Consider the following 1,653-nt stretch of genomic DNA (forward strand, 5'->3'; position numbering starts at 1 on the left):
TCCCCACACAATTAATATAACATTCTACACAGGTGCGATAAATACTCTAGCAGCAAATGCTATCTGGAACACTATCTGTGCTATCGTCGCCATTATCGGCAATGCCTCTGACATACCCTCATTCGGCACTATTATCTGATCTCCAGGCTGAACAGCTGTTGCATGTGAGAAGAATGATGAGAACATACCCATATCAACTTTCTCAGCTGTTCCATCCTCATGCAACAATAACACATATCCAGTCTCAGCACTCGGAGTATAACCACCTACTGCATTTATGTAATCTTCTATACCAAACTTCTTGTTATAGTTAATCGCCATAGGTGCCATAACCTGTCCACTAATAGTAATAACTTGATTCTCATTAGGTATATTAATCACATCATTATTTTGTAAAGTTATTTGTGACCATTTATCCTTAGGTCCCACTATCACCTGGCCTTTAGGCTGTACTTTTTTAGCCTTCTCTACAAATGTAGAAACCAAACCAGCATATTGCTGTTGCATCGCCAAACCATCTTTCGTCAATGCACTCTTCGTATATGCCTGCTGCTCAAGATAATTTAAACTAGCATCTATCGCAGCTTTCTGAGCTGCTGCAACACTCTGTCTAAACAATTGTAAATTATCAACATCTGCTGTTGACCTAAATTGCAACTTCTCAACAACATCCTCTAAAGTCGTTCCTAATGGAACCACAAACTGATGGGGACCTAAAATAGCTCCACTGACAGAAACTGTTAATTGCTTAATATTCTGATCAGATGTTAATGTCACATCTTCACCGCCAGCTACTGTTTGACCCGAAACATCACTTAATGGAATATATTTATTAGTAGGATTCAAGCCTCTATTATCTTCTATTAGCACATAAGTCGCATCAGGCTTAGCTCCCGCCAATTTAATTAGGCTAGATAACTCAAACTTCCCATCTTTAGGCTCATATAATGCAGGAGTCTTAACCTGACCTATAACACTAATAGATGCTTCTTTAGGTCTAACAACTATACTATCACCCTGTTGAAGTTGAGAAAATGGCATAACTCCATCTAGTAAAAAATTATATAGATCTATATGTGATATCACTTTACCATTTCTAACTAAGTCAACATGTCTAAAACTACCTTGCTGAGTTAAAATACCTCCAGCCTTACATAAAAAGTAAAGAGCTGAGTCTGATGACATACCATCATATAAACCAGGTTTAGCAACGTAACCAGATACAAAAACCTGCACAGGCTGTGCGCTCATTAAATTAGCATATACCGTAACATTTCTTTCAAATGTCTTCTTCAACGCAGCACTTATAACTTCATTAAGATCTTTATTAGGAATATCTGCTACATGCACCGGTCCTACTTTTGGAATAAATATATTACCTTGACTATCCACTTGGGCAACTGTTGTATATTCAAAAGCACCCCATATAGATAATGATATCTTATCTCCAATACTAATCAAATAATTAGGATTATACAAAGCAATCTGAGGTAAACTCCGACATTGATTACTAAATAAGTTAGCTCCAAATACATTCAAATGTATTAATTGACCAATATTATCCTCATTTATGACCTTATTAGAAAACTGACTTCCATCTCGATCCTCTATCCTATGACCAGGATCCATAGCCGTAACCGATGCTAATCCAGC

1 protein-coding gene is annotated in these 1,653 nt (G+C 37.1%); it reads right to left on the reverse strand.

Annotation, left to right across the window (positions count from 1 at the left end):
- Positions 1 to 24: 24 nt before the first annotated feature.
- Positions 25 to 1,653, reverse strand: a 1,629-nt coding sequence (locus R8535_RS10830; RefSeq protein ID WP_329499163.1) for a polysaccharide biosynthesis/export family protein, incomplete at its 5' end; no start/stop codon positions are given.

This window comes from Francisella sp. 19S2-4, from assembly GCF_036281795.1.
Taxonomy (GTDB): Bacteria; Pseudomonadota; Gammaproteobacteria; order Francisellales; family Francisellaceae; genus Francisella.